A 26,407-nucleotide genomic window follows, 5' to 3' on the forward strand; every position below is an offset into this window, starting at 1 on the left:
TTTAATTACACTCACTAGACCTGCCTGATTCTATTCGACTTGACCACCCAATTTCATTCGACCTGACCACTTTCCCAGACTCAAATCCTCAGTACCCAAGTCAAGCCCGTACTCATAGCAAGCTGAGCATCTCGGAAAAATGAAATCTAATAGCAACCTCAGGCAAGGTCTTGATAAGAATACGGGGTCAAATTGGATTCTGTTCAACTCATTACGACCAAGTCAGTTGCCGACCTGGAGTGCGACCATCTAAAGTTTCGGGCTGCTCTCACTGAAAGGCACGGGCGGTTTTGGCGGATTCGTGACATTCAGCGCAATTCGCCAATACCCGACGTCATGCCAGACGCCGTGCTTGAATCCAACTTCTGGATACGTACCGATGTGAGCGAAGCCAAGTGCTTCGTGTAGCCCCACGCTGCCATCGTTGGGTAGCGCGATGCCGGCATAGGCTGCGTGAAAGCCTTGCCTTTCCAGTGTCGGCAGCAATACGTCATAGAGAGCCCGGCCAACGCCGCTACGGTGTGCGTTTGGCGCTATATAGACCGTGACGTCGACCGACCAGCGATAGGCCTCACGAGCACGATGCTGACTGGCGTATGCATAGCCGATAACCTGGCCGTCTCGCTCCGCTACGAGGTAGGGGTAAGTCCGCAAAGTCGATTCAATCCGCTTGGCCATCTCTTCGACTGGAGGGGACTCTAGCTCGAACGAAATCGCGGTACGCTCGACCATCGGTGCGTAGATTGCCTGGATGGCTTGCGCGTCCGAAAGCTGCGCAATCCTGACTGTGGTGATGTTACTCATCCTTTATCCCCTTGGTGGCTCAAATCGATCTTTGGTTGACCCGTTTCGAGAGTGCCTCAGCGCTTTCCTTACGCTCGGAGTAGCGGTCTACCAGATACGTTTCCCGGCCCCGAACCATCAGCGTGAACTTCATCAGTTCCTCCATCACATCCACCACACGGTCGTAGTAGGCAGATGGCTTCATACGCCCTACGTCGTCGAACTCCAGGAAGGCCTTGGGTACTGACGACTGGTTTGGGATGGTGATCATCCGCATCCAGCGCCCGAGGATCCGCAGCTGGTTTACCGTGTTAAAGGACTGTGATCCACCGCAGACCTGCATTACGGCAAGGGTTTTACCCTGACTAGGTCGCACAGCCCCCATCGTGAGAGGAATCCAGTCGACTTGGGCTTTGAACACAGCAGACATTGCACCGTGACGCTCTGGCGAACACCAAACCTGTCCCTCCGACCATAGAACCAGATCCCGCAGCTCTTTTACCTTTGGATGGTCTTCCGGAGCGTCATCAGGGAGAGGCAGACCTGATGGGTCGAAGATCACGGCCTCGGCTCCTATTAGAGTCAGGATGCGTGCGGCCTCCTGAGTCAACAGCCTGCTGAAAGAGCGCTCACGGGTTGAACCATACAACAACAAAATACGCGGCTTGTGGGCCGGTTGATCGTGGCCCTGCAGCAGATCCAGTGTGGGGATATCAACCAGTGAAAGATCCAGATTTGGAAGATCCGGACTGCTCTCCGAGGAAAATTCGTCCATCACAGCTCACCTATACGATCTAGCTCGCGCTTCAGTTCCTGCGGCGTAAGCGTCGAATGATTCAGACTGAAGAACGCTTCGAAACGCTTTCTGATCTGGACGACGGTCGAGTCAAATGCGGCCTGTATGTCGCTGTCCGTTCCTTCAACATCGGAAGGGTCGGCAAGGCCCCAGTGGCTTTTGACAGCAGGCCCAAAATAGACCGGGCATGGCTCGCCCCCGGCCTTGTCACAGACGGTGATAACCACATCCGGTGGTGATTCCGAAAAGACCTCTGAGCCTTTGCTGTAGAGATCTGTGGTGTCGATGGCCAGCGCTTGTAGCGTGCTCACAGCGCGGGGATTCAGTTGCCCACTAGGGAAGCTACCTGAACTAACGGCAGTAAAACCATTCGGGGCCGAGTGGTTGAACAGCCCCTCCGAGAGAACGCTCCGACAGCTGTTGGCCGTGCACATAAACAGTACTTTCATGGGTATCTCCTAGACGGGAATGCTCAGCCGCAACGCCAGTGCCGCAAGCGTTGGCAGCAAGATAGGGAGGGTGAGGATGCTTCCGACTTTGAAGTAGTAGCCCCAGGTGATACGGATATTTTTCTGCGCCAGGACATGCAGCCACAGCAGCGTGGCCAGACTTCCGATTGGCGTAATCTTTGGGCCGAGATCGCAACCGATGACATTTGCGTAGATCATGGCCTCACGCACGAATCCGGTGGCGTCGCTACCCTGAATGGACAGAGCGCCGATAAGCACACTCGGCATGTTGTTCATGATCGAGGACAGCAGCGCAGCGGTGATGCCCGTGCCCAAGGTAGCGGCCCACAGTCCATGCTCGGCAAACGTGTTAAGCAACCCCGAGAGGGAGTCAGTCAGACCAGCATTGCGCAGGCCGTAGACCACCAGATACATGCCCAACGAGAACACTACGATCTGCCAGGGTGCGTGCTTGATGACTTTCCTCGTCGAGATGATGTGGCCTTTCCCTGCGATGACCAGCAGGATCACCGCACACACAGCAGCGACGGCGCTGATGGGGATGCCTAGCGGTTCCAGTGCGAACAGGCCAACCAGTAATAGGCCAAGCACCCACCAGCCAGCAATGAAAGTCGCCCGGTCACGAATCACAGCCTCTGGCGCCTCAAGCTGATTCGCGTCGTAGTGGGCGGGAATGTCCTTTCGATAAAACATCCAGAGCATGAACAGCGTCGCGGCCACTGCCACTAGGTTCACTGGCCACATGACTGAAGCGTACTCCCCGAAACCTACGCTGAAAAAGTCAGCCGAAACGATGTTGACCAGGTTCGACACCACCATGGGCAGACTGGCGGTATCGGCGATAAAGCCTGCGGCCATCACGAACGCCAGGGTCGATGCAGGGCTAAAGCGCAACGCCGTGAGCATCGCTATAACGATGGGAGTGAGGATCAGTGCTGCGCCGTCGTTGGCGAAAAGCGCCGAGACGGCTGCCCCGAGCAAGATCATCAAAGCAAACAGGCGCCCGCCTTTCCCACCGCCCCAGCGGGCAACATGAAGCGCTGCCCATTTGAAGAAGCCCGCTTCATCAAGCAGCAAACTGATGATGATTACGGCGATGAAAGTCGCGGAAGCGTTCCAAACGATGTGCCACACCACCGGCACATCCCCCAGACTCACGACGCCAGTCAGTAGTGCCAGAACGGCACCCGCTGCCGCGCTCCAACCGACACCTAACCCCTTGGGTTGCCAGATAACAAGGACGAGCGTAACTACGAAAATCGACGCAGCGATGAGCATGAGTATGAGTATGTTCCAGATCAGGAGGTCAGCAGCAGGAGGCCTGGCGTACGGGCCGGTCTTCCATGGAAGCCAGCCGTCCTTGATGGTCGTTAACCCAAGACAGGTGGGCCTGCGTAGTGACGTTCAAAACATCCAGCGCCCATTGTTCCAGCTCGGGATGCAGCCGGTAGTAAACCCACTGACCTTGCCTGCGATCCGCGAGTAACCCGCAAGCACGCAACTGTGCAAGGTGCCTGGAAACCTTCGACTGGTTATCGTCCAGTGCCCAGATCAACTCGCACACGCACAGCTCACCCTCTGCGGACAGCATGAGCATGATCCGAGCGCGGGTTTCGTCTCCCAGGCACTTGAAGAAGGTGTGTGGTGCAAGGTTCATAAGCAATCGACCTAGATATGTGGATAACCGAATATACAGATATAAACACATTCAGTTCGCTTGCACAAATGACTAGCGACCGGACTTGATGATCCAGGTATCGGAGGTTGAGGTTCACTTCAAAGGCAGCGATACCGCGAGATCAGCACTCGCCAGCTTGCATGTGATCGACGATTTGGGGCCTAGTTGATTCCCCATGGACTCCCCATCTGACTCGGCTCCGGTGTAGGCGATCTGCCATACGTCGCTAAGTCCGCTTGCGATATGATGCCAAGCAGATATCAAGCAGGCAGCTTGGGAACGGTTGAAAGGCCGGGGCTGTATGGCTTTTATTTCACAACACAGGAACGTGTTCTATGCCAGTCGATGCACCTCCATTTGTCCCTCCACCACGACTGCCTGTAATTTCTCTCCCACCCACGTACCAAGGGCAGCAGGCATACCTTCCACCAGGTGCTAGTGAGTGGATGCCGCTGACAGCTGAGGCTTATCAAGTCCTGAAGGGCGTCGAGCCTGATGATGAAAATGTGATCAGCTCGAACAGGAATAGGCTTAGCGAGATGTTTTCGTCTGCTCTTCAGGTACCTAACTTAGGTTTTTTTGCTGGAAGCGGTACATCTCTAGGTAACCCAGGCGGGCCTAGCATGTGGAAGCTATGGCAAGACTCGATGTGTGACCCGCAGACTCATGCGCTGACAGCTGCCGGCCAGCAGGTTACTGAGCGTGTCCGTTACGCCGAGCGCGATAATCCGAACATTGAGCATTTCTTATCACAGTGCGACGCCTACCTGGCGTTCAATGACGACCCAGTCGTCGAAGAGTTTGTCGCACGCGTGAAGGAGCAAATCCTACACGCTTGCTCAACGTTCATTACTCTGCCCACTTCAGACATATCGGCATATCGTGAACTCCTCCAGAAGCTGGCTAGGAGAAGGGTTCGTGACCCGCGCCTGAAGGTGTTTACGACAAACTATGACATGTGTTTTGAAACGGCAGCGTCGGAACTGGGCATGGTCATTATTGACGGATTTTCCTACACCCGCAGACGCCGGTTTGACGGCAAACATTTCACGTACGACATCGTGCGCCGGGAGGCAGACAGCCACGAGTTTGCCGAAGGCATTTTTCAACTGCTGAAGCTACACGGATCAGTCAGCTGGAGCCGTGATGGTCATGAAATCTATGAGGACAGCCGACCGACGCCGGAAAACGCGTGCCTGATATATCCCGCAAAAGGAAAATACCAGCAAGCGTTTCTTCAACCCCACTTGGAGCTGCTTTCAAGATTTCTGGAGTTTTTACGTCAACCAAACAGCTGTCTGGTTGTGTCAGGATTCGGGTTTAACGATGACCACCTTTCCGAACCGATCTATTCAGCCTTGCAATCCAACCCTAGCCTGAAGCTGATTCTTTGCGACTACAGTGGCATCAGCCATGTCCACAATCGTGGGGATAATGGATCGAGCGCCTACTGGGGAAAATTCCGCGATCTCGCTCAGCGTGGTTTCGACGTCCATTTTGTTAGTGGTTCATTCAGCGATCTGGCCGCGCATATCCCCCACCTACGCACGGCTTCGCCAGCTGAGAATTTGGCGAACGCAGTCAAACGGATCGGTAGGTAATCATGTCCCCAGAAGGAATACTCCTTAGCACGCTTAAAATCGGGGTGGTCACCAGCGTGGCTGCGCAGTTGATCAAAATCAACTTGGCACATGCTGGAGAGAACAGCGGTCGATATCTCGGTCAAAATCGCTATGGCAAGGGTGAGGTGGGGGAACTGGTTCTGATCGAGGGTCAGCAGGCAGTGCTCTTAGGACGCATCACCGAGGTGAACCTACCTGATCGCGAGCGTACCGAGATTTCCCAAGATTTTGCTGGCACGCATGCTATTGACGCGATCGGCTTTATCCGCCTGCTGGGGTCTGTTCACCCTCACACCTTGAAAGTCACTGCAGGCGTCAGCTCCTACCCACGATTGGGAGACCGGGTTTACTCAGCACCGGGCTCGTTTATCTCCAAAATCCCAACATTGATTTCGAGCGGAATAAATGGAGAGTCTCCCCGCGTAACGCTTAACCTCGGACATGTTTCTGGGGACGGCGGTTTCGCGATTGCTGTAACGCCAGAAAAACTCTTTGGTCGGCATTGCGCGATCTTGGGCTCAACTGGGGGAGGGAAAAGCTGGACGACTTCAAAGCTTATTGAGGAGTGTCGTCGATATGCCTGCAAGATCGTGCTTGTGGACGCTACCGGGGAGTACCGGTCGCTTGAGGGGGAGGACTCAACACATCAACATCTTGGAAACCCGCTGCATCGCACGACAGGCTCACTTGAGGTAGGCATTCCACCCACCTGCTTCAATGAGACTGATTTCATTGCACTCTTTCAGCCATCTGGTAAAACCCAAGGCCCGAAACTCAGAGAAGCCATCAAGAGCCTGAGACTGGCAGCGTTGGCTCCAGATATCTTCCCAGGAGGGTATGTCCCGAAAGTAAGTCAACTCAAAGCTGATTTCCGTCGGGCGATGAACAGGGACGACAACGCCAACAGGGTAGGTAATCCAAATCTACCCTTCGATCCGGGCATGTTGGTTCGGCAGATTGTCGAGGAATGCTGCTACCCGACCGGCCATAACAACGATATGACTAGATGGGGCGCTGCGAGTAGCGAGCTATCTTATTGCTCCTCTCTTATGACACGAATCATGAGCGTAATGGACTCCCCTTCGTTGAGCAGCGTATTTAGCCCAGCTCAGGGCCTACCGAGTTTAGTTGAACATCTGGATGAATTTATTGCCGGTGAAAAGCGGCTATTCAGAATATGCCTCAGCTCAGTTGGCTATGAGTTCAACGCGAGAGAAGTCATCGCCAACGCTATCGGCAGACTGTTATTGCTTCGAGCACGCAACGAGTCTTTCAGGCAGCGCCCGCTAATCGTCATCTTGGACGAAGCTCACAATTTCCTAGGAAAAACATTAGGGAATGAAGACGACGTTCAGAACTTGGATGCGTTCGAACTCATCGCGAAAGAGGGACGAAAATTCGGGCTTAACATCTGCCTGGTGACTCAGCGACCGCGAGACATCACAGAGGGAGTGCTGAGTCAGATGGGCACGTTGCTCGTGCATCGCCTTACAAATGACCGTGACCGAGAAGTGGTCGAGCGTGCGTGTGGAGAGCTGGATCGTTCCGCTGCAGCGTTCTTGCCCAATCTGAAACAAGGTGAGGTGGCATTGGTAGGTGTAGATTTTCCAATCCCTGTAACTATTCAGATCGGACGTCCCACCCAGCCTCCAAAGTCGGACGGGCCGAGCTTTCAGGAACTATGGTGAAGTCGAAATCCGTTCAGCCAGCATCGCAGTTCTGAGGCTTTATAAGTGCCTTAGAATTCAAACACTTATAGGTAGGGCGCCTACGGTCGGCGCCCATGCTATCGCTGAGGGCGAGAGCTCAACTATGAAATGCACATCATCAACGGGTACTTGATCGCTGGAGCCATATATTTGGCGATCTCTTCGATTATCCATGCAGCGCATGGCCACAATGCCTGCACACCCAGCAGCACCGTAAATACGACAAATGCCCTTAATAGATACTCATGGGCGAGCTTGATATGGCTCACTTTTGCGTTATTGCCCGGATAATTATCGATGACGGCGATGGCAATACATTTCGCCAAGCTCGCTGCAGGCTTTTGTGTCGCCCAGCAGCGCGAGATGTCGTCGGCCCCTACTGTATGGGCCGAGCTCACACGCAATACGCAGAACGCACTGTAGCCAGCCCGAATGACGTAGGCGACTGCGAGGGCAAATACGATTAAACATATGACACCCAAGGCTTTGCTGGCTTTATCGCTCCAAAGGCTAGGCAACAAAGACGCCAATACTGGGATGAGCGCAGTCACCGCCGCGAGATAAACACCGGCCTTCGCATCGGCCCCTTTGCGCCTTTCCTGTTCCGCATCGTACATGCGACGAGCTTCTTCTAGGGCGATCTCGCTCTCAGCGTCCCAATCACCATTGCTGACCGACGCTTTCCATCCATCGCGCATTTGAGCGCTCGCCGCAGCCTGATCGGGCGTAGCAGGGACGAGGGACGGCCAAAAAAACTGCATGTCAAACCGAGCCATCTCGAATACTCTCCAGCTCATCAACGATTGCGCTAGCAATTGGGTATCCCGTTTGATTCTCGATCCAAGCCCACTGCCCGTTTGGATTGACCTCTAAGAACCAGAGCTTCCCGTCTCGATCGCATACCAAATCAATAGCGCCATAACGCAGATTCAACCGCCGTACTAGCTCACGGCATTGGTTTAGCGCCTCATTAGGCAGGCTGATTGGCTCATGCCTTAAATCAGGGTGGCTACCTCGACGCCAATCAACCTCAGTTTCTTCTTTTTCCTGAGACCAGATGGCAGTGGCAAATACCTGAAAACCAACAACGGTGACACGGACATCATATTTCTTGAGCACCTCCGCCTGGACTATTAGCGGAGCGAGACCAAGAGCTGGCTCATCCGCTGAGGCCAATGGTTGCAGTCGCGACGTGAACATCACCTTTTCTAGCGCACCAGGCAAAACGGCTTGTCGCAGCGGCTTCCCCACAGCGCGGCCTTCTGCTGTTATAGACTCTACAGACTGCAACCGGTTGGTGATTACGGTGTTGGGGATGTTGAAACCGAGTTGATGCGCGGTAATGAGCTGTCGAGGTTTGTCCTCAGCCAGAAATATTTGGATAGGGTCGCTGAACCAACGGCCCTCCAGGCGGAAATACAGACTTTTGAGAAAGCTGCCCCACTCAGCCTCAATGTAGGCGCGCTCACCATGATCTTTCACTAATTCTGGAGCCTGAGGAGCACCCGGTCGGCGGAAATATGCGGCTGTTACTTTTTGCCCCGAGACCGTCTTGCCATTCTGTTCAATCGCCCAATCGTCGACGCTAACAACGCCCATCGAACTTCGAGATTGAGGGAGCAATTCTGTGTTCAGCCTAAAGTAAGGCAGGCCCCGCCGCTGGAGCTCTGCGACGACATAGTCCATCGTTATATCGCGGCAGTTTGTAACTAGCAAAAACATGACAGCCCAGCCTCAGTCTAAGTAGAAACGGTTGTCTAGTCCGAACTGCTCACTGCCCGGATCGTCGTTTTCAAGCTCAGCCTCAGTTTTGGTCATCAGCTCCAGCATGAAGTTGCGATCCCCTGGATCGTCCTCCTCAACCACCGTATCTGTTTTAGTAATCAGTTGAAGCAGGTGGGATCTCTGACCCGGACGCGTGAAGTCGTCGTCAGCCTCGGGGGTTTGGGATGTTTTTGTTAGTGTTTCCAGCATGATGAACGAGTCGTCATCATCCTCACCGTTGACTTTAGTCTTAGTGAGAAGCTCATCTAGCGCTCCGCGAGCAATAATGGGCTTGACTCCGTCCGGAGTTTCAACGACCCACATGTCGTGATGAGTAGAGTAATAACCGGGTAGATTATCTGTGCCAGATCTGGGTACCGCGCTTCTCGCGAGCAAAGGTGATACTGCCTTTTCTGCGTCTGTCGTCGAGCTGGGCATCACACTGAACTCCTACATGGCGATGTGCCAATGTAGCACGGGAGACTAGGTAAAACGCCGTCGCCCGTTTGGTGGCATGCATTTGAGTTTTGGAAGGCACCACTATCCAGAAAAATAGTGAAGCGCTGCGCCGACGCATCTGATCCCCTATGCCCACGCTAGCCTCGTTGACTGGAAGCTGTGCCAGCAAGCTCCATGCGCACCTACATTGTTGCTAACCTGGCTTTCGAAAACGAAAATTGTCGTCGCGCAGTGATGGCAATAGCGGCTCTCTTCCGCACGAGGATTTAACATGAACTCCGTAGCTCAAAGCCAGATCGATGATGAGGTCGCCCATGGCTACAAGCCCCACGCTTTAGGCTCTGGATTGGCGATGTTGCCGCTGAACGAGCTCGGAGATCGTGAATTCGAGATAATGGTGTACTCGCTGATAGAGGCAAGGATCCGGAGCAATGACTATGCGAGCTTCGACCGAGTTGTATTGATGAAAGGCGTGGGTGAGCGAGGAAGGGATTGTCTTCTGTACCGCCAGGGTGATGTTGCCGGGCTAATCCAATGCAAAAAACTCCAAAAAAAGATGTCGCGACCAGAGGTGATGGAGGAAATAACAAAGTTTTTGATGTTTACAATCGCTGAAGATGAATTGATGCCTTCGCCACGGGAATTTGAATATCACCTTTACGCTAGCGGCGGTTACTTCGAGCCCGCCGTCACGCTGCTCTCAGCGTTCAAGGCTGAAAGCAAGAAGGAAGTCGAATCCGGAAATTTACTCAGAATCATTCAGGGGTTGAAAGAAAAATACGCTACGTTCAAGGCCTATGACGAGCAGCAAGCACTTGAGCACATAGCGAGGGCGCTAGACGCGGTAACGGTGAAGCCGTTTACCGGCGTTGACCTAAATCTTAGTTTGGCTAGCTATCCAATCGTGATGTCGAGATTTTTCAGGACACTACCCGTCTTGGACTCAAGCAGCTTTGAGGAAATTCTTACTCAGAAGCTGGAGGAATCCGGCATAAAATTTCTGACAGATCAAAGCCTGAGCGATCTGTACAAGCGTCTGTCTGCGGTGCCTCCTGAATTCCAAGTCGTTTTGGGCAATGTCGACCTCTTCGGCTACTCGGAAAATTATTTTAAGTTTCTTGGCAAAGAAGGCTTCTCTGAACTGATAAAAAAGGTTTCTGACGTGCGCCTTTTTCTGGACATCAAAACTCATGACTACGCCGCGTCGCTCATCATGCCTGAAATGGTGAAAAAGCTCACAGAGCCTTACGTCCACACAGGGCTGGTGCTTCCATTCACGCTCAGCGTCGTAGCTCAATATCTAAGCAAGCGGATTCTCCCTAGCGTTATGTCTAGGGCGAGTCCAAAAGCAGCGCTCAAGCATATGCACCCTCATCTGGGGCTCACCAAGCAGACCCTGATGGATTCGATACTGGAGGAATGCCTTGAGAGCAGTCGACGTATCTTTGCTGGCGATTATAGTGGGTTTCCAGATCCCGATCCGGATAGACCGAGACGTATAGCGCTGTTCGACGGGCTGCACGCTGGATGCACCACGGATGAACAGCTGAAAGCGAGGTTTCAGCTGGATCTTCCCCTGATCATGCCGATCATTGATGAAATTGAAGTCACCATAAACGCGGCGGTGCCGCAACTGCGCACCGTTGTGATCAACGACATGGCCTACTTCGACGACCCGGAAAAGCTTCAGCGGATCCTCACAACCATCAAGACGATTGAGTAGCGGGGACGTCCTGCTAGAGAGAGAGTGATACCCTCCAAGAGGAGGCGAGGTGACTCGGAGAACGAAAATTTCAAGGTATAATTTGTCCGGCGATTTTCGTATACTTTCGTGAGCTTTTTAAGCGGAAAACCTACAAATGTATACATTTCACAGGTATTTTTCCGCCGCGATAACGCTGCAGGCCTAGTGAATACTGGCCCAGAGAGAAGTATACGGCCTTGAACATAACGCTTATGTCAGTAAGCTGAGCTGATCCCGGGCTTGATTGCCCGGGGTTGAAAAAAACCGATAGACCCTGCTGCAGTGGGTTTATCGGTTTTTTTGTTTTTACGCTAAACGAATTCGTAGGCGTTGCCTTCCTGGGGAGCGCCGCCCCGCCCTCCCCACAACTCCACGCGCCCGCCAATCACCGCCATTGAATGGCCGCCATAGTCAACAACGCCCAGTGTGCCGCTTGCCAGCTCCGAACTCGAAGAGGCTTTGTAGAGGCCCTTCAACCCAAGCCGGTCCAGCGCCTCTTGCCCCATCTCACCGTTGTTCAAGCTTTGCATCGCATGCGCAAAACTCTGTTTTGAAGCCTCGGGATTGTCATCAAAACCATTCCCTTCCATCTGTGCACGCTTGGCACTCACCGCGTACATGAAGTTGGCGTCGGTCATCATCGAGGGGTTGTCCCCCTTGAACTGCGCGTAACTGGCGGCGTACCTCAGTTCAGCCTTGGATAAATCCAGTTCGAACCCATCGCGCATCTTGACGTGATAGCCACCAGCGGTCTCATGCACCTCAGCGAAAACATCAGTGGGCTTCTGCCCAAACTTCATCATCGCCCCCTTTATCGCGGCAACCGTGACGCAATTACCATCAGGCCCCTGGCTGAATCCACTCCAGATATTGTCCGGCTTCTTGCCCGGGTTACTTGCGTCCGGCTTGTAGTTGAAATGCTTGGAGCCCTCGGTAATCGGCAGATTACTCATGGGCTCACTGCCGCCAAAATCGCTTGGATTAACCCGGCCGCCATCACCCCCACCGCCACCGCGATCTGGCGACGGTGTGGGACGCGGTGTTGGAGACGGAGTCGCGTCATCTGCAAACAGCTCCGGAAACAGCCTCTTCAACAGCGCAAGAAAATCCGTGACGGCATCGCGCTTCAGCTGCTCAAGGATCGCTTTGAATTTTTCCTCTCCCAGCGCGTTTCGCTTGTCATTGAGCTTGTCGCGCAGGTCCTGGACCGTCTGGTTTTTGGAGGTTTTCTCGGCGTCATCCAACTGCCTGAGAAGCTGCGTGACCGCCTCTTTATCGGCATCGAACGCATCCCGGTTGCCCTCTGATCGGCTGACGCCATTCAGGAACTGCCCTGCCCACCCAACGCCATAACGCACACCTCCAGCCCCTTGGCCGGACATCGACGAACTTCCCATACCGAGCCACCTTGTGATCGAACACGTTGAGGCTTGATGAGTGGGAAGAACCGTGTGGCCGGTTCCAACACGGGCCTGTCGGCTGTAATCAGGCGAGAGGTGGGAATATTCCCCGATGCCAAATGGCAGGCAAAAAAAAGCCCCTCGATCGAGGGGCTTTTGTTGCGCGTGCGCGTCAGGCCAACAGCATCAGGTCATCTGAATGATGGTCTGCATGATGGTGCTCTGAGTGGAGATGGTCTTGGCGTTCGCCTGATAGTTGCTCTGGGCCTTGATCAGGTCCACCAGCTCGTTGGTCAGGTTGACGTTGGAGTTCTCCAGGGATTTGGACACGATCGAACCCAGGGTACCGGCTTGCGGGGTGTCGTAACCCGGCTGGCCCGATGCATAGGTTTCTTTCCAAGTGGTGCCGCCCGCCGGCTGCAGGCCTTGTTCGTTGTTGAAGCTGGCCAGGGAAAGCTGGCCGATGGACTTGCTCTGCTGGTTGCTGAAAGTGGCGAACAATACGCCGTTACCGTCAATGTTCAGGCCGGTGATCTGGCCGGTGGCGTAGCCATCGGTGACCGGTGGGTTACGGTAGGTGGCCGAGTTGTACTGGGTGATGTTGCTCATGTTGATAGCAATCCCACCAGGGTTGGCGTTCGCACCGTTTTGGGTCCACACGCCGTCGGTCACTGTGCCTGGCACCCAGCCGGTCAGCTGCAAGGTGGTGCTGGAAGTGGTGCCCGTGACAATCCCGGTGAGCTTGCCGGAACCGTCGAAGCTCAACGTCGAGGCTACCGGCGGCGTCGAGCCTGTGCCGGTAGGCGCCGAACCGTCAGGGTTACGGCCATCGATCAGGGTGTAGGATTTCCAGGTGTTGGAATCTGTTTTCACCAGGTATTGCACCATTGGGTGGGCGTTGCCCTGGGTGTCATACAAGGTGGTGTTGTATTGGGTGCTGAAGGTGGTGGAGTCTGTTGGATCAAACGGCTTGGTCGTTTGATCGATCACCGGCGAAGACGAGTTCAGGTTACTGGTGGAATCGACTTTGGTGGACGCCTTGGGTGGCAGGTTCGACAGGTTCAATTGCAGGTCGGTCAGCGCGCCCTTGATGATGTTGCCGTCGGCGTCCGCCGCGTAGCCTTGCAGACGCGAGGTGCCGGTGTTGTTGGTGATGTAGCCATCCTTATCCGAACGGAAGGCACCGCTGCGGGTGTATTCCAGCGAGCCGTCACTGCCCTTCTGAACGAAGAAGCCGCCGCCCTGGATCGCCATGTCCAGCAGACCACCGGTGTTGTTGACGTCACCCTGGGTGAACTGCTGGGAAACGGCGGCCAGGTTTACACCACTGCCGACACTGTTCTGGCCGGTGCCCAGCTTGGACGCGGCGTAGATGTCCGAGAACTCGGCACGGGACGACTTGAAGCCCGTGGTCGCGACGTTGGCGATGTTGTTGCCGGTCACGTCCAGTTGTTTGTTGGCCGCATAGAGGCCGCTAAGGCCGATGTTAAAAGACATGTTTCTCTCCTTCTGCCGTATTTAGCCGGCTCTATGTACCGATAGTCTGAATTTGCGACAGCTTGACGCTGCCCATGCCGCCGGCAAGGTTGAGCAGCATTTCGCCGCCGGTCTGGCTCAACGTCACGCTGGTCACTGTTGCCGGCAGCGAGGTCAACAAGGCAACCGAGTCGCCCGTATCATTTTTGGTGCTGGCCGCGAAGGTATAAGTCCCGGCGGGGGCGACCTCGCCGTTGTCGTCCTTGCCATCCCAGATAAAGCTGGAATCACCGGCGCTTTGGGCACCCATGTCGAGGGTGCGGACCACGTTGCCGTCCTTGTCGGTGATCTTCACGGAGACGTTGCCCGTCGCCGCGGTCACCGCCACCGAGCCGGTCATGCTCTTGCTGGTGTCAACCATGGCCTTGTCGGTCTGGGTGATGATCGAACGCCCGACCATCGACGACGCCTGCAGCGCTTGCGAGGAGCTGAAGTTGCTGGAGATCGCATTCACCGAATCGTTCAGGGTGTTGATGCCTTCCAGGCTGCTGAACTGAGCCAGCTGGGCCACGAAGGCGCCGTTGTCCTGTGGCGACAGCGGGTCCTGGTTTTTCAGCTGGGTTACCAGCAGCTGCAGGAATGCATCTTTACCCAGCGCCTGGTTACCGGTGGCCGTCGTGGCCACCGAAGCGAGGCCGCTGTTGTCCGTCGAGGTCTTGACCTTGGAGTTGAAAAGGTCCTGAACCGGCGTGTTGGTTGTCGTAGAAGTGCTATCAACAATGGCCATTATTTGGCGCCCCTTATCACTGACCCAGGGTCAGGACCTTCTGCATCATGGTTTTGGCGGTGTTCATCATTTCCGCGTTGGTTTGGAACGAGCGGCTGGCGGAAATCATGTCGGCCATTTCCTCGACCACGTTGACGTTGGGGTAGTACACGTAACCCTTTTCGTTCGCGGCGGGATGGTTGGGTTCGTAGCGGGCTTCCAGATTGCTCTGGTCTTCGACCACGCCAAGCACCTGCACGCCCTGGCCTGCGGCGTCCTGGTTCTGGAACAGCGAGTCGCCGCTACCGCTCTGGCCACTTTGGCCGTCCTGAAACATGGTGGCGAACACCGGGTGACGGGCACGGTAGGTCTGGTCAATGCTCGAAGACACGGTCTCGGCGTTGGCGATGTTACTGGCGACGGTGTTCAGGCGCGTGGTCTGCGCGCTCATGCCACTGCCGGCAATATTGAAAACACTGGCTAAGGACATGGCTTACTCTCCACGCAGGGCTGACATCAGCCCTTTGAATTTGCTGTTGAGCAGGGTGAAGCTGGCCTGGAAGTTCACCGAGTTTTCGGCGTAGGCCGATTGCTCCAGCTGGGCGTCGACGGTGTTCTGGTCGATCGATGGCTGCATCGGCGTGCGATACAGCAACGACTCGTCACCATTGCTCAAGCCTTGCGCTTCAATATGACGGCTGTTGGTCATGTTCAAGGCGAAGGTGCCGTTCTTGGTCTTGTCCTGCTGTGCAGCGAGCACGGCAGAGAAGTCCAGGTCCCGAGCCTTGTAGTTCGGGGTGTCGGCGTTGGCAATGTTGTTGGCCAGGACTTCGGCACGCTGGGCGCGGAAGCCCAGGGCTTGTTCGTGGATACCGAGCGCTTTATCGAAGCTGATGCTCATGGCGGAAACCTTTAGGCTGACCTGCTTTTCGTAACAGGGTTATAGCAAGGCGCATGCCAATTCCATTTAGGCCCGTAATTCAAGGGTTTGCGGGGTGTTTGCCGGTGGCAATGCCAGAAAAGCGGCAACGGCCTTCCGCGTGGCGCCAGTAAAGCGGCAATACCGGTTGCCGCTTTTATGCAGACTGCCGGCAGTGACACGGCTGCTTGGACGACAGGTTCAGCAGGCAGCCCTTCACTGCAACGGCCTGAACACTGAATATTGCGTCGCCTGGGCTTGAACCCTGCCGAATCGCGCGCATAAAAAACGGGAGGCCTTTGCGGGCCTCCCGTTTTTTAATGCTCGTCTGCCCATCACTTGGCCTGGTAAATGATACCGGGGCTGCACTGCACCATCTGGTAATGATCCGGCAACCCGTTCAGCGCCTCGGACGCACCGAGGAACAGGTACCCACCACGCTTGAGCGTGCCGTGGATGCGCAACAGGATGTCTTTCTTCACTTCGGCCGAGAAATAGATCAGCACGTTGCGGCAGAACACCATGTCGAACTTGCCCAGGCTGGCGTAGCTGTCGAGCAGGTTGAACGAACGAAACTCCACCCGGCTCTTGATCGGTGCCTTGACTGCCCAGCGCCCCGCCCCTTTGGGGTCGAAGTAACGTTGCAGGCGCTCCTGAGACAAACCACGGCCCAAGGCCAGGCTGTCGTACTCGCCGGTCTTGCAATTGGTGAGCATGGTGCCGGACAAGTCAGTGGCGACAATCTGCGCCCCGGCCTTCAACTGGCCCATGTTCGTGCGCTCGAATTCGTCGATGGACATCGAGATCGAGTACGGTTCCTGCCCCGAGGAGCAAGCGGCCGACCAGATACGCAAACGCTGGCCCGGGCTGGCCTTGATGGCCTCCGGCAGCACTTTGTTCTTGAGCACTTCGAAGGGGTAGGTATCCCGAAACCACAGAGTTTCGTTGGTGGTCATGGCATCCACCACCATTTCCTTGAGCCCGCTGCGCGGCTGGCCCTGAATGCGCTGGACCAACTCGCCCAGCGACTTGATGCCCTGCTGCTCCATCAGTTTGTTGAGGCGGCTGGATACCAGGTACTGCTTGTTTTCACCGAGCAATATGCCACAGGCTTTTTCCAGGAAGACCCGGAACTGTTCGAAATCCAAATTACCCGTAGACAATGATACCGCCTCTTAAATCGTGTGACCGCCAGGGGAACTCCCCTTAGCCGTGATCTGCTGCCTTGATCCGGTCGACTACCCGGGATGCCAGGTCATCAGGGCGGAATTTGGCCAGAAAGTCATCGGCACCGACCTTCTTGACCATCGCCTGATTGAATACGCCCGACAACGAAGTATGCAGGATGATATGCAATTTTTGCATGCGTGGATCGTTGCGTATTTCGGCCGTGAGCGTGTAGCCATCCATTTCCGGCATCTCGATGTCGGAGATCATCATCAAAAATTCTTCTTCCGGCTTCTTGCCTTCATCCACCAGCTTGCGCAGGTAATCCAGGGCCTGGCGACCGTCGTTGAGGGCCACCACTTCCACGCCGACGGTCTGCAGGCAACGGCTCACTTGCTTGCGCGCGACCGAGGAGTCGTCCACGGTCAGCACGCGCAGCGAGATTGCCTTGTGCGCCGTTTCGGCGTCGACGACGCCTACCGAAATCGACTCGGAGGTCGGTGCCACTTCCGCGAGGATCTTCTCCACGTCGATGATTTCCACCAACTGGTTATCGACCCGTGTCACCGCCGTCAGGTAGTGATCGCGCCCCGTGCCCTTGGGCGGCGGGTGGATTTCCTCCCAGTTCATGTTGACGATGCGTTCTACCGAGCGCACCAGAAAACCCTGGGTCTTGGTGTTGTATTCGGTAATGATCACGAACGGATTCTGACGGTCCTGCAGCCCCGCAGAGCCGGTGGCCAAGGCCAGGTCAAGAATGGGAATGGTCGCACCACGAATGTTGGCCACGCCACACACCACCGGACTGGACTTGGGCATGATCGTCAGTTTGGGACACTGCAGCACTTCCCGCACTTTAAACACGTTGATGCCGTACAGCTGCTTGCCGTCCAGGCGAAAAAGCAACAACTCCAGGCGATTCTGCCCTACCAGCTGTGTGCGCTGGTTTACTGAATCCATTACTCCTGCCATGCCCAGACTCCTACGCAAAAACCTTAGGGGTACGACGCGTACCCAACACTAAACGGCACGAGCTTTGCTATTTATTGATTTATGAACCTTAAAACGACAGTTTCCCGACGCATCCCACGCTACCGCAGAGTTGTCTGCGTCTGGCTGGCATTGCTTGCCTTGGGCACGGGCACCATGGCCCGTGCAGATAATGTCACCCTGCCTGATCTCCTTATCGGCGTCACTCAAGGCTTTCTTGAATTCACTGTAGAAGATTATCTGGCGACCACGCAGACGCCGGGACGTTATGAAATTCAGGTGAACCAGTTGGACCCGCGCCTGCGCATGCCCATGTGCGACAAGGAATTGACAGCCACCCTGGAAAGCCCCGCCCAGCCCATCGGCCGCGTGACGGTCAAAGTACGCTGCGACGGCGCCTCGCCCTGGACTGTGTTCGTCCCGGCGCAGGTCAAACTGTTTCGTGATGTAGTGGTTGTCACACGCCCGCTCAAACGGACGGGCATCATCGGGTTTGAAGACGTTGCGCTGCGTGAACGGGATATCAGCTCGATCAGCCAGGGTTATCTCACCTCTGTGGACCAGGCCGTCGGGCAAAAACTTACCCGACCAATGGTCGCCGACCAGGTGATTACGCTGGTGCATCTGGAACAGGCTGAAGTGATTCGCAAGGGCGACCAGGTGGTGATTTCCGCCAGCAGCGGCGGGCTGACGGTAAAGATGCCCGGCGAGGCGCTATCCAATGGCGGCATGAGCGAACAGATTCGGGTCAAGAACCTCAATTCCAATCGCGTGATCAAGGCACAGGTGATGGCGCCAGGCCAAGTCGAGGTCGCTTTATAGATCACTGGTATCAAGCGCCAGCTTTTCCTACACTGTGCTCTGGATGTCGACCTGTACAGGTTTATTGTCAATCGAGCCTAAAGTTTGTCCGGGTATGGCCGAAAACATGGCAAGCGTCCAAATACCCAGAGGTTTTTTTATCATGGTCATCGATTTCAGTCGTTTGAATAACACCCCGGCATTGCCCGGCAATACGCGCACCAGCGGTGCCAAGGACAGCGTAGAAGCCAAGGCCCAGCCAGCGCCCGCCAAGACCGAACAGGCCAGCGCCAGCCAAAGCGGGGAATCGGTTCACTTGAGCAATGAGGCTCAACAGTTGCAAAAGGTCACTGACTCGCTGCGCGACCAGCCGGTTGTCAATAAAGCCCGTGTGGCCGAGTTGAAACAGGCCGTTGCCGATGGCAGCTATAAAGTCGACAGCAGCCGTGTAGCCAGCAAGCTGCTTAACTTCGAAGCCGAGCGCTAGGCAAAGGCCTGCGCAGGGCTTTTGGACGCTTAAAACCCAAGGCCAGCCATGCACCACGACGAACATTTGCTTCAACTGATCATTGATGATCTGGCGCCGACGCAACATTTGCTCGAGCTGCTAAAGGAAGAGTCCCTGGCCCTGTACGGCCGGGACATGCGCTTGCTGGAAGAAATTCTGGCGCGCAAGCAGTCGCTGATTGTGCTGCTTGAGCAGCACGGCAAAAAGCGCAGCGAAATTCTTCTCAGCCTGGGCCTCCCGGCTGATCACGACGGCCTCGCACAATTGGCCAGCCACTCTTCGGTTGGCGATCAGTTGCTGGCGCAGAGCACCGCACTTAATCAATTACTTGCCCAATGCCAGGAAGCCAACCTGCTCAACGGTCAGTCGATCCAGCTGCAGCAAGCGACGACGGCCAACCAGTTGCGCATCCTTCACGGCGGAGAACCCCCGGCGCTGTATAACGCCCAGGGTTCCACCTCGCGTCTGGTCAAGCCAAGCACCCGCAGCCAAGCCTGACAGTGGTTTACAGCGCGCCCTATCCAAGGCGCGCTACATGCTGGCAAAATGCCGGTTCTTGCGTGTAGTCGTATTTTGTCTGGAGATGGAAGAACCGTGTTCAACGCCCTTAATGCGGAAGATGCTCCGCAGCCACCCAAGGTGCTCACCACGCCTCTGGAAATCGCCAGCACATTGCGGATGCTGCAAGAAAGCCATGATCCACTGATCATCACTTTCCATGAACGCAGCCAGCGCTTTCAAAGCTACCTGGTGGACGTTGACCGGGACAGCAAGACGCTGATCCTGGACGAAATGATTCCGCGTGACGGTGAACGCTACCTCGAGAATGGCGAACCCTTTCGTATCGAAGGTTTCCACGATGGCGTACGCGTCGCCTGGGAAAGCAACGGCACGCTGACCATCAGTGAAAAAGACGGCCACCGCATCTACACCGGCAGCATGCCCGACGAGGTGGTTTACCACCAACGCCGCAATGCCTTTCGCGCGGCGTTGAAGCTGGCGCAACTGGTCAGCATCGAACTGGGCGGCGAGAAGCTCAAGGCGCCGATCAGCGGCAAGCTTCTGGACATCTCCGCCACCGGCTGCAAATTGCGCTTTGAAGGCGACATTTCCGAGCGCCTGCAGCTGGGCCAGGTCTATGACCGCTTTATTGCCGCCCTGCCCTTTGGCAGCATGACCACCTCTGTCGAGCTGCGTTACCTGCACTTCGAAGACAAGATCAACACCACCTTCGCCGGCGTGCGCTTTCACAACATGAGCGGGCTGGTGCAGCGCCAGGTTGAGCGGTTTGTGTATCAGTTGCAGCGCGAGGCGCGACGCTTTGACAAAGACGATGATCTTTAAGCGTTAAGCATTGCGGCAAAAAAAACGGGCGGATCCTGATGGGATCTGCCCGTTTTTGCATTCAGGGGCGCGCCCTGCTCAAGTCGTGAGGATGCTCCTCCGGCCCCAGAGGTTCCGGCGGCCCTTCGAAAGCTGGCTCGTCTACTGGCGGCTGTGGATCAGTGTCAGGCTCAGGATCCGGCACGGTAGTCTGCATCTGCTCCTGCACCACCGCCTCATCCACCCGAGGGTCCAGACATGCCACCAGCGGCGAGCTGGACATGCTGTCAGGCATTGCCACGTGGTGCAGCGGCGCATCGTCCACTTGGTGCAGGTTGGTCACCGCCTTCGGCCGGATACGCCACACCAGAATCAACGCACACAGGCTGAAAAACGCATACAGCATATGGCTGCCGAACAGCTTCATGACCACGCCCGCCAGCAGCGGCCCGACACTGGCGCCGATGCCGTAGGTGACCAGCAACATCGCGGTCAGCGATACCCGCCGATCGCCCTCGACGTGGTCATTGGAAAACGCCACCGCCAACGGATACAGGCAGAACTGCACCAGGGAACACAAAAACCCGGCCACGAACAGCACTTCCAGAGGCACCTTGGTGAGCAGCGCCAACGGCAACGCTGCCACCGCCAGGCATAAGGCAAAACACCGAATCAGCAGGGCGCGGTCATAGCGGTCTGAGAGCCAGCCCAAAGGCCACTGCACCACCAGCCCGGCGAAAATGCAGCTACCCATGAACAGACCCACTTGCTCGGTGGTCAGGCCTTGCTGCGAAGCATAGAGCGGTGCCAGACCATAGAACGAACCTACGATCAGCCCTGCGCCCAACACGGTACTAAGCGACTGAGGCACGCGCTTTATAAAGAAGCGCGGCTCCATCGGCGCAGGATGCAAAGGCGCCGGGTGAATGCGCCGGGTCATGGCGACCGGCACCAGGCACAGGGCGAAGCACAGCGCGACCAACATCAGCAGTTCGAGGCCGAGCTCCGGATGCATCACCAGGATCAGTTGACCCAGCACCAGCCCGAGGTAGGAGGCAATCATATAACCGCTGAACACCACGCCACGCTGCTTGGCGTCCGCCTGCTCATTGAGCCAGCTCTCGATGACCATGTACTGGCACATCATCCCCAGGCCCACGATCATCCGCAGTACGATCCAGGCGGGCAGCCAGTTGATCAGGCCATGGCCCAAAACGGCAGCCCCGACAATCCCGGCACACGTGGCATAGGCACGAATATGCCCGACACGGGCGATCAGGCGGTGCCCGATCTTGCCGCCCAACACCAGGCCAAAGTAGTTAGCCGCCATCAGCGCACCCACCCACAGACTGTCGACGTGGTCGGCTGCCAGGCGCAAGGCAAGGTAGGTGCTGAGCAGGCCGGACCCGATCAACATCATCAAGGAGGCGAAATAAAGGGCTCGAAAAGATTTCCAGATCTGGCGCATCGGCGTTCCGAGCGGCTCCTTGCAGTGAGAGTCAGGGCTATCGGCATGATAGTCCGGGGTTGCCGGGTCCGGACAGGCGATATCGGCTGTATCCGGGGAATATTTTGCATATGGCTCAGACGCTGCCTGGCCATGTGCAAGGTACACAGTTTGCGATAAATACACCGCGCACCTGCTGTGAACCCTCAACGGCTGCAAGGTTCGACCGGTGTTCACCAGGCGCGCACAAAAAAGCCCCGCCAGAGCGCTCTGGACGGGGCTTTTTCACAGGTGCTGAATCTGGTGTCCCAGGGCCGGTTCGAACGGCCAACCTTCCCCTTAGGAGGGGGATGCTCTATCCAATTGAGCTACTGGGACAAAATGACAGCCACCGGACAAGAGGCGCGGCGACGGACGGCGTGCATGTTAACGGCCGAGGTAGGTTTTGTCATGTCGTCCGTTGGCTTTTTGAGCGTAGGCCTGTCCTTGTTCTGCAGAGCGCGGTTTGAACCCGTAAAACCGGGGGATCCATCACCGTCGTGCAAAATGCACTCCCCCAAAATGCCAGCATTGCAAATTGCAACCTTACGGGCCGTTAAAGTAGACTTAAACCACTGATTTTATTGAAATAATAGTTTGGCACGAGACCTGCAATACTTCTCCTACAAAACCTAACCGGCCACGGCGTTAAGCGGAGAACATGACCATGAACAGTGCCCTTCTGTTAGCCCTCAACACCGTAGCCCTTGCTGCATTGGTGACTTTCCATTTTCAATCGACTGGCAGCAATGATCCCGCACAAATCAGCCAGGCGGTGCCGCACCATTTGCAACAACGCCCGCAATTGGCGGTGATGACGCCCAACGCACAATCGCCGGTACGCCTGACCCAGGGCAGTCAGGCCGCGCCAGCATCTGAACACTGGGTTTTCTGAGGGATCGTGAATGACTAAATCTGCCTGGCTGTTTTTGTGCCTGACCGTTGCAACCGGCATCGCAGGCCTTGGCGCCGATGCCCAGGATGCGCAAACCACTGCTTTTGTTGCTGCCGGTGTGTGTGCAAGCCTTCTGCTGCTGACGCTCATCGTGGGCCGCAGAATCAAATTCGACCCCGTCTTACGCTGATCCCTCCCTTCTGCTTGTCCCCCTACCTTATGTCGCCTCGTGCTAGTAAATCGGCAAATTGCCACTAGCCTTAAACACGAGGGCAAAAGGCCATATTGCTATAGGATGTGCGGCCTCAAACCCCGTTGTGGCCTGGACTTGCGAGAAGTTCCTTTGCGGAATCACTCGTTGAAAAGTTTTCAAACCAGTCCGCAAAAATGCAAATGAGTGCTGGCATAAAGCCTTTAGGCAGTTCAATATTTGTCACAGAATTGACGCCAAGGAACTGTCAAATCTGAGGCATGATGCGGCCTCTTTGTAATTCGGGTTGAACTTTGGTCGTGAGCCTTGTCTTAACACTCATCTTGCGGCCAATTCCAAAAACCGCTCCCCTGAACTAACCGGTTAAATATATGCGCCCATTGAAACAGGCAATTTATTCCAGCCGTACGGCTGACAAGTTCGTCGTACGTCTGCCAGACGGAATGCGGGAACGCATTGCCGAGGTGGCTCGCAATCATCACCGCAGCATGAACTCCGAAATCATCGCGCGCCTGGAACAGAGCCTTATTCAGGAAGGTGCGCTGGGCGAAGAGTTGAGCATGCGCCTGGACAGCCCTGAGCTTTCACTGCACGAACGCGAACTGCTGCAGCGTTTTCGTCAGCTCTCCCACCGCCAGCAAAATGCTCTCGTCTCGCTTATTGCGCACGACGTTGAGGCGGCCGCAGAAGCCAATTGATCTGCAGTTGAAAGCCGAAGCCAGCCATGTGCTGGCTTTTTTTTGCCTGCGATTTGATAAATGAGTGCCGGGAACAGACGGCAAAGCGGGAGCAGATGTGCTCCCGCTGAGGAGGGATCAGAGCAGAAAGATCGTCGCCAGACCCAGGAAGATAAAGAAGCCGCCGCTGTCGGTCATGGCAGTGATCATCACACTGGCACCCATCGCCGGATCACGCCCAAGGCGCGCCAGGGTCATGGGGATCAACACCCCCATCAACGCTGCCAGTAGCAGGTTGAGGGTCATGGCGGCGGTCATCACGACGCCAAGCGACCAACTGCCATACAGCAAGTAAGCCACCACGCCGATCACGCCACCCCACACCAGGCCATTGATCAGGCCCACGGCCAGCTCTTTGCGCAGCAGGCGCGAGGAATTGGCCGTACTCACCTGATCCAGTGCCATCGCACGCACGATCATGGTGATCGTCTGGTTACCGGAGTTGCCGCCGATACCCGCCACAATCGGCATCAGCGCCGCCAAGGCCACCAGCTTCTCGATCGAACCTTCAAACAGCCCAATCACGCGCGAGGCGATAAAGGCTGTAATCAGGTTGATCGCCAGCCAGGCCCAACGGTTATGCAGAGAGCGCCAGACCGACGCAAAAATGTCTTCCTCTTCACGCAAACCGGCCATGTTGAGGACTTCGGTTTCACTTTCTTCACGAATCAGGTCGACCATTTCGTCGATGGTCAAACGGCCAATCAGCTTGCCGTTCTTGTCGACCACCGGCGCCGAGATCAAGTCGTAACGCTCAAACGCCTGCGCCGCCTCGTACGCGTCCTCATCCGGATGAAAGCTCACGGTGTCGCTGGCCATCAAATCCGCAACTTTCTTGTCCGGATCATTTACCAGCAGACGCTTGATTGGCAGCACGCCCTTGAGAATGCCTTCGTAGTCGACCACAAACAATTTGTCGGTGTGACCGGGCAACTCTTTCAGGCGACGCAGATAACGCAGTACCACTTCCAGGCTGACGTCTTCGCGGATGGTGACCATCTCGAAGTCCATCAGCGCGCCGACCTGATCCTCGTCGTAGGACAGCGCGGAGCGCACTCGCTCACGCTGCTGGCTGTCGAGCGCTTCCATCAGCTCATGGACAACATCACGGGGCAGCTCGGGGGCCAGGTCGGCCAGTTCGTCGGCGTCCATCTCCCTGGCTGCTGCCAGGAGCTCATGATCATCCATGTCGGCGATCAGGGTTTCACGGACCGAGTCGGATACCTCGAGGAGAATATCGCCGTCGCGGTCAGCCTTCACCAACTGCCACAGGGTCAGTCGATCATCCAGCGGCAAGGCTTCGAGGATATAGGCAACGTCGGCGGAGTGCAGGTCATCGAGCTTGCGTTGCAACTCAACGAGGTTCTGCCGGTGCACCAGGTTTTCGACGCGGTCGTGATGCGGACCTTCCTGGCGGTGCGTGAGGTCTTCGACCACGCGCTGGCGCTGCAGCAGCTCGATGACTTGAGCCAGGCGATCCTGCAGGCTGTCTTGCGTTTTCTTTACTTCTACTTCGGTCATAGGCGAACTCCACTCCCAGCAGCGGGGCACGCCGGAAGGATCAATCAGTCAATTCATGATTGGTAAAACGGGGTACTAAGTAACTACTGGGTAAGTCCATGGAGGTATTCCACAAGCCCCGGCGGGGCTGACGGGCGCAATGATACACCTTGCGTCGGTTTTAAACGTTAAAAAACTGGAAAGAACAAGCGCTTGCGAGCCAAAGCTGAGCTTTGGCTGCATCTATGAACTGCGACGACGCAGCGGATAAGGAAAACACATGGCGCGGGAGAAAAAGATAAAACCCCACACAAACCCCAGACGGCAAAAAGCCCGCACTAGGCGGGCTTTTTGTTTGTATGGTGCACTCGACAGGATTCGAACCTGTGACCGCTCGGTTCGTAGCCGAGTACTCTATCCAGCTGAGCTACGAGTGCAGATTGTGTTTTTAGACCAGATCACAACTGGTTGAAGCCGAGTCACCTGCATTGCTGCAACTGACTCTTAAATGGTGCACTCGACAGGATTCGAACCTGTGACCGCTCGGTTCGTAGCCGAGTACTCTATCCAGCTGAGCTACGAGTGCATCCTGTGACCGCTCGGTTCGTAGCCGAGTACTCTATCCAGCTGAGCTACGAGTGCATTTGTTGCCGCGCATTATAGGCCGTTCAATCTCTATGTAAAGCTATTTTTTCGAGTGATTTCAACAACTTACCGAAAAAACCAGATTGCAACGTACTAAGCAAATAATGGCGGAGAACGGGGGATTCGAACCCCCGACACCCTTTTGAGGTGTACTCCCTTAGCAGGGGAGCGCCTTCGGCCACTCGGCCAGCTCTCCGCAACACGGGGCGTATATTAACCACGTTCATCCCCGTTTGCAAACATAAAAAACGATAAAAATTAAAGGCTTGGTTCTTCGTCCTTCTCTTTCTTGATCCGCAGGTAAATTTCCTCGCGGTGGACCGCTACCTCTTTCGGAGCGTTAACCCCGATACGTACTTGATTGCCTTTGACGCCGAGCACGGTCACGGTGATTTCGCCATCACCGATAATCAGGCTTTCTGCGCACCGACGAGTCAGAATCAGCATACCTTTCTCCTCACGCATTTCAGTTCAGGAACAACAGTCTGCAAAAAAAAGGCGTTCGACCTACGACATGAAAGCCGTAGCCCTAACGGCCTAAGTATTGTCGAGCACACG

General features: G+C 55.7%; 28 protein-coding genes and 4 tRNA genes. 10 read left to right on the forward strand and 22 right to left on the reverse strand.

Annotated elements, in window-relative coordinates; all coding sequences use genetic code 11:
* Positions 1–249 precede the first annotated feature (249 nt).
* Genes FPT15_RS06240 through FPT15_RS06260 form a run of 5 tightly spaced genes read right to left on the reverse strand, consistent with a single transcriptional unit; the run spans position 250 to position 3,706 of the window.
* Positions 250–804, reverse strand: coding sequence for an arsinothricin resistance N-acetyltransferase ArsN1 family B (locus tag FPT15_RS06240; protein ID WP_145159343.1), 555 nt, complete (start codon positions 802–804; stop codon positions 250–252).
* 19 nt (positions 805–823) lie between these two features.
* Complete coding sequence (arsH, locus tag FPT15_RS06245) at positions 824–1,558, reverse strand: arsenical resistance protein ArsH (protein WP_145159345.1); 735 nt, start codon at positions 1,556–1,558, stop codon at positions 824–826.
* Positions 1,558–2,028 (reverse strand): arsenate reductase ArsC, encoded by a 471-nt coding sequence (locus FPT15_RS06250; protein ID WP_145159347.1) that lies wholly within the window; start codon positions 2,026–2,028, stop codon positions 1,558–1,560. The genes arsH and FPT15_RS06250 overlap by 1 nt, the downstream gene beginning before the upstream one ends.
* Before the next feature lie 9 nt (positions 2,029–2,037).
* Positions 2,038–3,327: an arsenic transporter gene (locus FPT15_RS06255; protein WP_145159348.1), complete on the reverse strand. Its 1,290-nt coding sequence runs from the start codon at positions 3,325–3,327 to the stop codon at positions 2,038–2,040.
* A 28-nt stretch (positions 3,328–3,355) separates the two neighbouring features.
* Positions 3,356–3,706 carry a metalloregulator ArsR/SmtB family transcription factor gene (locus FPT15_RS06260; protein WP_145159349.1) on the reverse strand — a complete coding sequence of 117 codons (351 nt, stop codon included), beginning with the start codon at positions 3,704–3,706 and terminating at the stop codon, positions 3,356–3,358.
* A 467-nt stretch (positions 3,707–4,173) separates the two neighbouring features.
* Here FPT15_RS06260 and FPT15_RS06265 point away from each other — a divergent pair, with 467 nt between their 5' ends.
* Complete coding sequence (locus FPT15_RS06265) at positions 4,174–5,328, forward strand: SIR2 family protein (protein WP_019741364.1); 1,155 nt, start codon at positions 4,174–4,176, stop codon at positions 5,326–5,328.
* Between the two features lie 2 nt (positions 5,329–5,330).
* A complete protein-coding gene (locus tag FPT15_RS06270; protein ID WP_178119657.1) occupies positions 5,331–7,037 on the forward strand; it encodes an ATP-binding protein in 1,707 nt (568 codons plus the stop codon).
* A 122-nt stretch (positions 7,038–7,159) separates the two neighbouring features.
* Here the strand turns inward: FPT15_RS06270 and FPT15_RS06275 are convergent, their stop codons facing one another.
* Genes FPT15_RS06275 through FPT15_RS06285 form a run of 3 tightly spaced genes read right to left on the reverse strand, consistent with a single transcriptional unit; the run spans position 7,160 to position 9,260 of the window.
* On the reverse strand, positions 7,160–7,834 hold the full coding sequence (locus FPT15_RS06275) for a hypothetical protein (protein WP_145159350.1): 675 nt from the start codon (positions 7,832–7,834) through the stop codon (positions 7,160–7,162).
* Entirely contained in the window at positions 7,821–8,780 is a 960-nt protein-coding gene (locus tag FPT15_RS06280; RefSeq protein WP_145159351.1) for a hypothetical protein, read from the reverse strand. Before FPT15_RS06280 ends, FPT15_RS06275 begins: the two co-directional genes overlap by 14 nt.
* A gap of 12 nt (positions 8,781–8,792) precedes the next feature.
* The gene (locus FPT15_RS06285) at positions 8,793–9,260 is read right to left on the reverse strand and encodes a hypothetical protein (RefSeq protein WP_145159352.1); all 468 of its coding nucleotides are present in this window, start codon (positions 9,258–9,260) and stop codon (positions 8,793–8,795) included.
* 292 nt (positions 9,261–9,552) lie between these two features.
* Here FPT15_RS06285 and FPT15_RS06290 point away from each other — a divergent pair, with 292 nt between their 5' ends.
* Positions 9,553–11,004, forward strand: a complete 1,452-nt coding sequence (locus tag FPT15_RS06290; protein ID WP_145159353.1) for a hypothetical protein — start codon at positions 9,553–9,555, stop codon at positions 11,002–11,004.
* Between the two features lie 332 nt (positions 11,005–11,336).
* On the opposite strand, the gene FPT15_RS06295 is transcribed toward FPT15_RS06290, so the two are convergent.
* The 7 genes from FPT15_RS06295 to FPT15_RS06325 all read right to left on the reverse strand — a co-directional run bounded on the left by FPT15_RS06295 (position 11,337) and on the right by FPT15_RS06325 (position 17,725).
* Positions 11,337–12,422 (reverse strand): hypothetical protein, encoded by a 1,086-nt coding sequence (locus tag FPT15_RS06295; RefSeq protein WP_178119658.1) that lies wholly within the window; start codon positions 12,420–12,422, stop codon positions 11,337–11,339.
* A gap of 189 nt (positions 12,423–12,611) precedes the next feature.
* Positions 12,612–13,922: a flagellar hook protein FlgE gene (flgE, locus tag FPT15_RS06300; RefSeq protein ID WP_145159354.1), complete on the reverse strand. Its 1,311-nt coding sequence runs from the start codon at positions 13,920–13,922 to the stop codon at positions 12,612–12,614.
* A 31-nt stretch (positions 13,923–13,953) separates the two neighbouring features.
* Positions 13,954–14,688, reverse strand: a complete 735-nt coding sequence (gene flgD / locus FPT15_RS06305; RefSeq protein WP_145159355.1) for a flagellar hook assembly protein FlgD — start codon at positions 14,686–14,688, stop codon at positions 13,954–13,956.
* A gap of 16 nt (positions 14,689–14,704) precedes the next feature.
* Positions 14,705–15,157 carry a flagellar basal body rod protein FlgC gene (flgC, locus tag FPT15_RS06310; protein ID WP_106576134.1) on the reverse strand — a complete coding sequence of 151 codons (453 nt, stop codon included), beginning with the start codon at positions 15,155–15,157 and terminating at the stop codon, positions 14,705–14,707.
* Positions 15,158–15,160: 3 nt separating this feature from the next.
* Entirely contained in the window at positions 15,161–15,568 is a 408-nt protein-coding gene (gene flgB, locus FPT15_RS06315; RefSeq protein ID WP_010208346.1) for a flagellar basal body rod protein FlgB, read from the reverse strand.
* 353 nt (positions 15,569–15,921) lie between these two features.
* Entirely contained in the window at positions 15,922–16,749 is an 828-nt protein-coding gene (gene cheR, locus FPT15_RS06320; RefSeq protein WP_119741973.1) for a protein-glutamate O-methyltransferase CheR, read from the reverse strand.
* Between the two features lie 43 nt (positions 16,750–16,792).
* Entirely contained in the window at positions 16,793–17,725 is a 933-nt protein-coding gene (locus FPT15_RS06325; protein WP_106576132.1) for a chemotaxis protein CheV, read from the reverse strand.
* A gap of 81 nt (positions 17,726–17,806) precedes the next feature.
* On the opposite strand from FPT15_RS06325, the gene flgA reads away from it, so the two are divergent.
* From flgA to FPT15_RS06345, 4 genes are all read left to right on the forward strand, one after another.
* A complete protein-coding gene (gene flgA, locus FPT15_RS06330; protein ID WP_145159356.1) occupies positions 17,807–18,565 on the forward strand; it encodes a flagellar basal body P-ring formation chaperone FlgA in 759 nt (252 codons plus the stop codon).
* 142 nt (positions 18,566–18,707) lie between these two features.
* Positions 18,708–19,031 carry a flagellar biosynthesis anti-sigma factor FlgM gene (gene flgM, locus FPT15_RS06335; protein ID WP_145159357.1) on the forward strand — a complete coding sequence of 108 codons (324 nt, stop codon included), beginning with the start codon at positions 18,708–18,710 and terminating at the stop codon, positions 19,029–19,031.
* Between the two features lie 48 nt (positions 19,032–19,079).
* Positions 19,080–19,550, forward strand: a complete 471-nt coding sequence (locus FPT15_RS06340) for a flagella synthesis protein FlgN (RefSeq protein WP_145159358.1) — start codon at positions 19,080–19,082, stop codon at positions 19,548–19,550.
* A gap of 96 nt (positions 19,551–19,646) precedes the next feature.
* Positions 19,647–20,396: a flagellar brake protein gene (locus FPT15_RS06345; protein WP_119741971.1), complete on the forward strand. Its 750-nt coding sequence runs from the start codon at positions 19,647–19,649 to the stop codon at positions 20,394–20,396.
* A gap of 61 nt (positions 20,397–20,457) precedes the next feature.
* Here the strand turns inward: FPT15_RS06345 and FPT15_RS06350 are convergent, their stop codons facing one another.
* The gene (locus FPT15_RS06350) at positions 20,458–21,843 is read right to left on the reverse strand and encodes an MFS transporter (RefSeq protein ID WP_145159359.1); all 1,386 of its coding nucleotides are present in this window, start codon (positions 21,841–21,843) and stop codon (positions 20,458–20,460) included.
* Positions 21,844–22,123: 280 nt separating this feature from the next.
* A tRNA-Arg gene (locus FPT15_RS06355) sits at positions 22,124–22,200 on the reverse strand.
* A 328-nt stretch (positions 22,201–22,528) separates the two neighbouring features.
* Between FPT15_RS06355 and FPT15_RS06365 the strand changes: the two genes are divergently transcribed.
* The 3 genes from FPT15_RS06365 to FPT15_RS06375 all read left to right on the forward strand — a co-directional run bounded on the left by FPT15_RS06365 (position 22,529) and on the right by FPT15_RS06375 (position 23,665).
* The gene (locus tag FPT15_RS06365) at positions 22,529–22,756 is read left to right on the forward strand and encodes a hypothetical protein (protein ID WP_145159360.1); all 228 of its coding nucleotides are present in this window, start codon (positions 22,529–22,531) and stop codon (positions 22,754–22,756) included.
* A 10-nt stretch (positions 22,757–22,766) separates the two neighbouring features.
* Positions 22,767–22,946 (forward strand): PA3371 family protein, encoded by a 180-nt coding sequence (locus FPT15_RS06370; protein WP_106576125.1) that lies wholly within the window; start codon positions 22,767–22,769, stop codon positions 22,944–22,946.
* 392 nt (positions 22,947–23,338) lie between these two features.
* Complete coding sequence (locus FPT15_RS06375) at positions 23,339–23,665, forward strand: Arc family DNA-binding protein (protein WP_003193592.1); 327 nt, start codon at positions 23,339–23,341, stop codon at positions 23,663–23,665.
* A gap of 117 nt (positions 23,666–23,782) precedes the next feature.
* Here the strand turns inward: FPT15_RS06375 and mgtE are convergent, their stop codons facing one another.
* The 5 genes from mgtE to csrA form a co-directional block, all read right to left on the reverse strand.
* Positions 23,783–25,225 (reverse strand): magnesium transporter, encoded by a 1,443-nt coding sequence (gene mgtE, locus FPT15_RS06380; RefSeq protein WP_145159361.1) that lies wholly within the window; start codon positions 25,223–25,225, stop codon positions 23,783–23,785.
* A gap of 339 nt (positions 25,226–25,564) precedes the next feature.
* Positions 25,565–25,641: transfer RNA gene (locus FPT15_RS06385), tRNA-Arg, on the reverse strand.
* 72 nt (positions 25,642–25,713) lie between these two features.
* A tRNA-Arg gene (locus FPT15_RS06390) sits at positions 25,714–25,790 on the reverse strand.
* A gap of 164 nt (positions 25,791–25,954) precedes the next feature.
* A tRNA-Ser gene (locus FPT15_RS06395) sits at positions 25,955–26,045 on the reverse strand.
* A 62-nt stretch (positions 26,046–26,107) separates the two neighbouring features.
* Positions 26,108–26,296 carry a carbon storage regulator CsrA gene (gene csrA / locus FPT15_RS06400; protein WP_003175645.1) on the reverse strand — a complete coding sequence of 63 codons (189 nt, stop codon included), beginning with the start codon at positions 26,294–26,296 and terminating at the stop codon, positions 26,108–26,110.
* Positions 26,297–26,407 lie beyond the last annotated feature (111 nt).

Source organism: Pseudomonas sp. RGB, assembly GCF_007713445.1.
Taxonomy (GTDB): Bacteria; Pseudomonadota; Gammaproteobacteria; order Pseudomonadales; family Pseudomonadaceae; genus Aquipseudomonas.